Genomic DNA, 6,909 nt, shown 5'->3' on the forward strand with positions numbered 1-6,909 from the left:
CACACCACGCATCAACCCGCGCAAACGACTCCAACACCATCCCACCAAGCTCCTCAACACCAGCACCACACGGACACTCGAGCATACCAACGCGAATCCTCGTATCCACATCATTGACACAGCGCAGCGACGGTACCTCACGTATCGCCTTCCACTTACCAACTTGCGGATAATAACCCACAAGGCATGTCGCAGACCAATTACCCGTCTTTCCTACAGGCTTCCCCGTCAAACGACTGTACAAGTCCTCCCCGGCCTCCTCGGGCATGCGCCGGACCACTGCCCCGATATGGGATTCATCATAATCACGCGCATTCAAAATCGCTGTGCCCAACGTCGCGGCATCGACCAGATCATGCGGAATCCCCACACTCCCCGCGGGGATGCACACCATCGGCACATCATTGTCCCCCGATTCCAGGACGCAGTTGAACACCACGAAATCGCCACGCAGACTACCCCGGCCGACAAACACACAGCGGAAACCAGCAATCTTCACCGGGGGCAGACGACGAGCAGAAGAAAAATCCGAAGGAATCGTCAAAAACATCACTTGCCCCCTATCACGAACTCGACCTTGATGGGCAGCGGGCCCGCCCGCCTGTTCACACCAGCATACCCGCACAACAACCGCCGCCGATGGTTTCTGCACAAGGTGTCGCGCCCGCCATACCGGAATGCCGCAGCATTCAGCAGCAGATCATCATCGTGGATTGTGCAACCGTTTGCAGCCGAAACCCCGCATCTGCTGCAACAAGCGCCTCTAACGCCGACCTCGGGCGATGTCGGACATCATGCGGATCTGGCGGTAGTAGCGCTCCTCGCTCAGGCCGTCGACCGTCGGGGTGTTGCGCATCGTGACCCCGTCAAGCCCGCCGGCGCGCGCAACATCCGCCAGCACGGACCGATGCCACGCGACATCGAGCAGCGGTGCCGCCCGCCGGCAGCCCATCGCATACATCGCGCACACCAGCGCGTGACCGCCCCAGTTTGACGTGCCGGAAACAATCAGCTCGTCCGCGGGAACCGTGCAGGCGATACGCTCGCCATGCTCGACGACATCCTCAATGACGATGGAGTCCAGCCTGCCCATGCCAATCTCATTGCCGCCGTCGCCGATGCCAATCACATGCAATCCCAACCTGGTGAGCCGGCTGAGCGGGGCGGTCCACCGGTCGATGTCAAACCCCCGCATATTGCGCGGGTTCCCGTCACGCGCCGGCCCGACGCGCTCGATGTAGATGATGGTATCGATATCATTGCGATCGACAAGCCCGCGCATCGCGTCAATCCACTGATCGAAGTGTTGCGCATCCGCAGGCGCGATGGCCACGTGGTCTTCGGGCAGCCGCGACGAGGCCCCTGCGCGGATGACCGGCTCGCACGGCTCATCGCTGACCAGCCAGGCATCCGAACCGATGGCCCGCAGAGCCTCACACAGCTCGACCGCCCCGGCGGGACCATCCGATTCGGCGGCGGGCTGCTCGGCCTGCGGAATGTAGAATCCGGTGACGACCATGGTCTTGTGTTCGCCGGATTTAAGCCACCGAGCGGCATGGAACAGGTCGCCGCGCGCGAAGGTCATCATGGTCTCGCTGCCCCGGCCCACATCCGCCGCAGCGGCATTCTGGATGTGCGCGACGCGAGGTTTCCACCGCCAGCTTGCGATGCGGGCGGCAGGGCCGATGCCGCCATGGTGTGCCGCACTGCCACGGCCGGTATGGAACGTATCCGATTGCCGATTGACATGTCCTGCTTGGTTGTATTGCATCGTTTCCGTCATATCCACTCCTCTCCTATCAGCGCCCGGCCGGTTAAATCGGCCGGATGCCGCGTATCACGACTGTTTCACGTATTTGTCTCATGTCTTGTCTCACGATTCGATATGTCCCAGCACGCTTCCGGATCTCACGCTGTCGCCCGGCTGCGCAGCGATATGGACCACGCCGCCGATCGGGGCCGTAACCTGGATCTCCATCTTCATGGCTTCCAGCACGACAACCGGCATGCCCGCGCCGACTTCAGCGCCGTCATCGACCAGCCAGCGCGCCACCGTGCCGGTGATCGAGGCGAGGATATCCCCGGTGTCGTGCGCGGCCGTCTCTCCCACGCCGCCATCGTGCGATGTTCCGCCGGCGGCCCCCGCCGCCCCGAGCGAGGAGACCAGACCGGCCGGCAAGCCGACCTCCACGCGGCGGCCATCCCATTCAATCCATGTGCGATGCAACCCGGTATCGGCGTCATCGAAGCGCAGCGATGTACCATCAGGCTTGAGCTGTTCGGGACCAAGCCGCTTGAGCAGCACCTCCTCAATCCACCGGGTGTAGATGCGGAACCCGTGTTCCGCCGTGAAATCAGGGTCGGCGAGCACCGCCCGGTCGAAGGGTACGACCGTGGGCACACCGTCGATGCGCAGTTCGGCGAGCGCCCGCCGCGCCCGTTGTAGGCATTCCTCGCGCGTGGGGGCGTGCACGATGAGTTTGGCGAGCATGGAATCGAAATGGTCGGAGACAATCGAACCGGTTTGCACACCGGTGTCGAAGCGTATGCCCGGCCCACTGGGCGCCCTCAGTGCGGTGATACGCCCGGGGAATGGCGCGAATCCGAGCGATGGGTCTTCCGCGTTGAGACGAAATTCCATCGCATGCCCGTCGTGCGCCGGTTTGAGTCCGGCAATCGACGCACCCGCGGCGATACGCAGCTGCCAAGCCACCAGGTCGATACCACTGGTCATTTCGGTGACCGGGTGTTCGACTTGGATACGCGTGTTGACTTCCATGAACGAGAGCGTGCCGTCCGGGGCCACGAGGAATTCCACGGTTCCGGCACCCACGTACCCGACTTCGGAGCAGATTGCCACAGCCGCATCTTCAAGCCGTTGCGTGATGCTTTCAGGCAGGAAGGGCGCCGGGGCCTCCTCGATAAGCTTCTGGTTGCGTCGCTGAAGCGAGCAGTCCCTGGTACCGACGGCGATGACCCCGCCATACGTGTCGCCAAGCACCTGAACTTCGACGTGGCGCGGATGGTCGAGGAACCGTTCGATGAAACACTCCCCGTTGCCGAACGCGACTTCTGCCTCGTGGACGGCGGAATCGAAAGCGGGTTCGACGTCGGCGAGGTCGCGCACGACTTTCATGCCGCGACCTCCCCCGCCGTGCACTGCTTTGATGACAATCGGCAGACCGTGTTGACGCGCGAATGCGGCGGCTTCCTGCGCGTCCTTGACCGGTTGCGTAGTGCCCGGGGCCATGGGCGCACCGACTTTCGTGGCGACGGCTCGCGCTTCGACTTTGTCCCCGAGCATGCGGATGGTCTGCGGTGATGGGCCGATCCATGTCAACCCGGCATCCTGGACCGCCTGCGCGAAATCTGCGTTCTCTGATAGGAATCCGTACCCCGGATGAACGGCGTCCGCATGTCCGCTTGCCGCTGCCTTGAGCAGTGCCGGGATGTTCAGGTAGGTTTCCGCCGGTGTCACCCCATGCAGGGCGATGGCCTCATCGGCAAGCTGGACGAACAGCGCGTCGGCGTCATCATCCGCGTAGACGGCGACCGCCTCCAGCCCCAGATCATGGCAGGCGTGGATGATCCGCACGGCGATTTCCCCGCGATTGGCGACCAGAATGCGCTTCATCGGGACTCCTTTCCATCGTGTTTATCAGCGTGAGATACGTCTTGGCCTCCCGATGCCGCCATTGCGCTCTTCCCGGCTTTGCGGAACCGGATGGACGCGCCCGGCGGTAGTTGCGCCGCCAATGCGAGCGCATCGAGCGTGAGTACGGCGATCACCGGATAGCCGCCGGTGACCGGCTGGTCGCGCAGGAACAGCACGGGCTGCCCGCTTCCGGGCACTTCAAGCGAACCGGGGACCATGCCTTCGCTGGGCAGTTCCCGCGTATCTTCGCGTTCCAAAGGCTGCGGGCCGTTGAGCCTCAACCCGGTACGGTTGGATTGTGCGGTGACCTGCCACGTGGTGCCGAACAGCGTGCCGATGGCGGCCGGCGTGAACCAGTCGTCATGCGGACCGAGCATGACATCGAGCCAGACTGGATGATTGGCGCTGCCGATTGCCTCCGGACCGGCATGGTGCATGGTGCCGGTTGGCAGGTGCTCGTTCCATTCGCATGGCCGTCCTACACTTCGTGACGGATCGGGGGTTCCGGCGATGAGCGTGTCGCCTGCGGTCAGGGGAGCAGGTCCGATGCCGGACATGGTGTCCCGCGAAGCGCTGCCGAGCGTCATCGGGGCTATGAATCCGCCTCGAATGGCGAGATAATCACGTAATCCCGCGCGCGGCACGCCTATGGTCAGGGTTTCACCGTCATGGAGGATGATGGCCTCCTGCCGGTGCAGACGTTGCCGGATGGTCGTGTGGCCCGGATCGGCACCTGACGTGGCGTTCGCGGTGATGCACAAATCGACCGGGGCTCCTGTAACGGCGACCACCACATTTCCTATTGCGGTGAACGCGGCATCGCCGGCGGTCAGTTCGATGGCGAGCGCACCGGGCGGATTGCCGACAAGCATATTGGCCAGGCGGTAGGCGGGCATATCGCATGCCCCCGATCCGGCGACGCCCATGGCCGAGGCGTGCCGGCCCTCGTCTTCAAACAGGGCAAGCAGGCCGGGGCGTTCCACACGCAAGCCGTGGACGTGTGTCGTTGAATCTGAACCGCTACCGGAGCTCCCGGCATTGGCTCGGATATCGCGGTCCGGCGGCGTCCGGCGTTGGTGCGCAATATCAGTCATGATTACCTGATCGCGCTCGGCGTGGAACGTCACACGGTCGCCGGGCATGATGGCGGCGGGCGGGTCGGCGTGCACATCCCACATCGGCATGGCCGTATGCCCAATCAGCTGCCATCCGCCCGAGCTTTCGCGCGGGTAGACGCCGCTGAACCGCCCGGCGAGGCCGACCGCGCCGGAAGGCACGACCAACCGTGGTGTCGTGCGACGCGGTACGTCGAAAATCGGGTCCCCGTCCACCAAATATGTGAATCCGGGGGCGAATCCGCCGAATGCGGCCGTCCACGGGGTGCCGGTATGCCGGACGACCACCTCGTCGGCGCTGATACCAAGCAACTGCGCCACGGCCTCAAGATCCTCGCCGTCGTAGATGACGGGCACGGTCACCGTCCGATGCTCTTGGGCCTCATCGGGTGTATCGGGCAGCGTCATGATCGCTTCGGCGAGCGAAGCTGCACGGATCTTGCGCGGATCGAATCGCACGAGCACGGTTTGCGCGGCGGGAACGAGCTCGGTGATTGCAGCGAACGGTCGTGTCGGTGCGAGCGAAGCGGCGAATTCCCCTACTGACGCGTTTGCCGAAACGGCATCCTCCATCGCCGCGTTCAGCGCATGATACAGGCCGTGCGCATGGCGCAAATCCCCGGTTTCCACGAGCAGCGCGTCCTGCCCTGCCGGCAATATCCGTCTCATGATTTCGCGGCTTTCGTGGACACTGATGACGACGAGCCGCCACCTGCCGCAAACGACCGAACTGCAATCCCGGCATGTTCCAACGCTTTGCGCACCACCGTCGCCATGGCCACCGCCCCCGGCGAATCGCCGTGCACGCACACCGAATCGGCATGCAGTCGGACAATGCTGCCGTCAATCGCCGTCACCGTACCGTCCTCGACCATGCGCAGCACCCGTGCGGCCACCTGTTCCGGGTCGGTGATGACCGCGCCCGGCTCGCGCCGCGAGACCAGATGACCGTCCGGCGTGTAGGCGCGGTCGGCAAACGCCTCGCGGAATACGCGAAGTCCCGCATCCTCGGCAAGCCGGCCGACTACCGAACCGGGCAGGGTGAGCAAGGACAGCGACGGGTCCACGGCCCTAATCGCCTCAACCACAGCCTTGGCATGCCGTTCGTCAAGCGCGATCCGGTTATACAGCGCCCCGTGCGGTTTGACATACTTCACTTGTGTTCCAACTGCCGCCGCGATCCCTTCCAACGCGCCGATTTGGTAGATGACGTCGGCGGTCAGGTCCGAAGGCGTCTCATCGACATACCGCCGGCCGAACCCGGCAAGATCGCGGTACGCCACATGCGCGCCGACCGTCACGCCGTGCGCCGCCGCGTAGCCGACCGTGCGCAGCATTCCAGCCGGGTCGCCCGCATGGAAGCCGCACGCCACATTCGCGCTCGACACCACGCCGAGCAGCGCCGTGTCGTCGCCGAGCGCCCACCGGCCGAAGCTTTCGCCCATATCGCTGTTGAGGTCTATTCCCGTCATTGTTGTTCCCCACTCCCGCTGCTGTTTTCTGCTTTTCGATATCTCATATCTTCCACATCGCACGCCATCGGTATTGATGTATTTGCGCCGACGCAAGTCACACCATGAAACTGCGGTCGGGAATATCCGTGAGGAACATGTGCCCGGGCGCGTGCGTGATCGCGAACGACGGTTTCGACGCCATCACCGCCGCCTGCGGGGTCACCCCGCACGCCCAGAACACGGGGATGTCACCGTCCTCCATAATCGGCGGGTCCCCATAATCGGGATGCTGCAAGTCGGTGATCCCGATGCCTTCAGGCTCGCCCACCCATACGGGCGCCCCGTGAACGCTCGGATAGTAGCCGGAAATCCGCACGGCGTCCGCAATCCGGTCCGGTTGGATGCCGCGCATCGACACCACCATTGTCGAACTGAACCGCCCCGCAGATTTGCAGGCAATCGACGTGTCATACATCGGCACGTTACGTCCCGCCTCGATATGATGCACCGGAATACCGGCTTCCATAAGCGGGAATTCGAAAGTGAAACTGCATCCGATCAGGAACGTGACCAAATCGTCACGCTGTGCCCAGATATCGGTGATGTCGCTGCACGTGTCCACCAGCTCACCGTGTTCCCACACGCGGTACAGCGGGATATCCGTGCGGATGTCGCTGCCGGCGGC

Annotated in this window: 6 protein-coding genes; all 6 read right to left on the minus strand. The window is 63.7% G+C overall.

The window, feature by feature from the left end:
• Nucleotides 1-550: hypothetical protein (locus tag ACI38B_RS07010; protein WP_439730116.1), on the minus strand; the 550-nt coding region annotated here is incomplete at its 3' end.
• Nucleotides 551-763: 213 nt separating this feature from the next.
• On the minus strand, nucleotides 764-1,783 hold the full coding sequence (locus tag ACI38B_RS07015) for a glutamate cyclase domain-containing protein (protein ID WP_439730117.1): 1,020 nt from the start codon (nucleotides 1,781-1,783) through the stop codon (nucleotides 764-766).
• 90 nt (nucleotides 1,784-1,873) lie between these two features.
• Nucleotides 1,874-3,634: an acetyl/propionyl/methylcrotonyl-CoA carboxylase subunit alpha gene (locus ACI38B_RS07020; protein ID WP_439730118.1), complete on the minus strand. Its 1,761-nt coding sequence runs from the start codon at nucleotides 3,632-3,634 to the stop codon at nucleotides 1,874-1,876.
• Nucleotides 3,631-5,439 (minus strand): carboxyltransferase domain-containing protein, encoded by a 1,809-nt coding sequence (locus ACI38B_RS07025; protein WP_439730119.1) that lies wholly within the window; start codon nucleotides 5,437-5,439, stop codon nucleotides 3,631-3,633. Before ACI38B_RS07025 ends, ACI38B_RS07020 begins: the two co-directional genes overlap by 4 nt.
• Nucleotides 5,436-6,242, minus strand: coding sequence for a LamB/YcsF family protein (locus tag ACI38B_RS07030; RefSeq protein ID WP_439730120.1), 807 nt, complete (start codon nucleotides 6,240-6,242; stop codon nucleotides 5,436-5,438). Before ACI38B_RS07030 ends, ACI38B_RS07025 begins: the two co-directional genes overlap by 4 nt.
• 97 nt (nucleotides 6,243-6,339) lie before the next feature.
• The coding region (locus ACI38B_RS07035; RefSeq protein ID WP_439730121.1) for a D-glutamate cyclase family protein at nucleotides 6,340-6,909 on the minus strand (570 nt) is incomplete at its 5' end.

It is taken from the genome of Bifidobacterium sp. (assembly GCF_051876855.1).
Classification (GTDB): domain Bacteria; phylum Actinomycetota; class Actinomycetes; order Actinomycetales; family Bifidobacteriaceae; genus Bifidobacterium.

Excerpts from the sequence above, each read along its gene's own strand:
- ACI38B_RS07015 (WP_439730117.1), bottom strand. The coding sequence starts at position 1,783 with ATGACGGAAACGATGCAATACAACCAAGCAGGACATGTCAATCGGCAA.
- ACI38B_RS07030 (WP_439730120.1), bottom strand. The coding sequence starts at position 6,242 with ATGACGGGAATAGACCTCAACAGCGATATGGGCGAAAGCTTCGGCCGG.
- ACI38B_RS07025 (WP_439730119.1), bottom strand. The coding sequence starts at position 5,439 with ATGAGACGGATATTGCCGGCAGGGCAGGACGCGCTGCTCGTGGAAACC.
- ACI38B_RS07020 (WP_439730118.1), bottom strand. The coding sequence starts at position 3,634 with ATGAAGCGCATTCTGGTCGCCAATCGCGGGGAAATCGCCGTGCGGATC.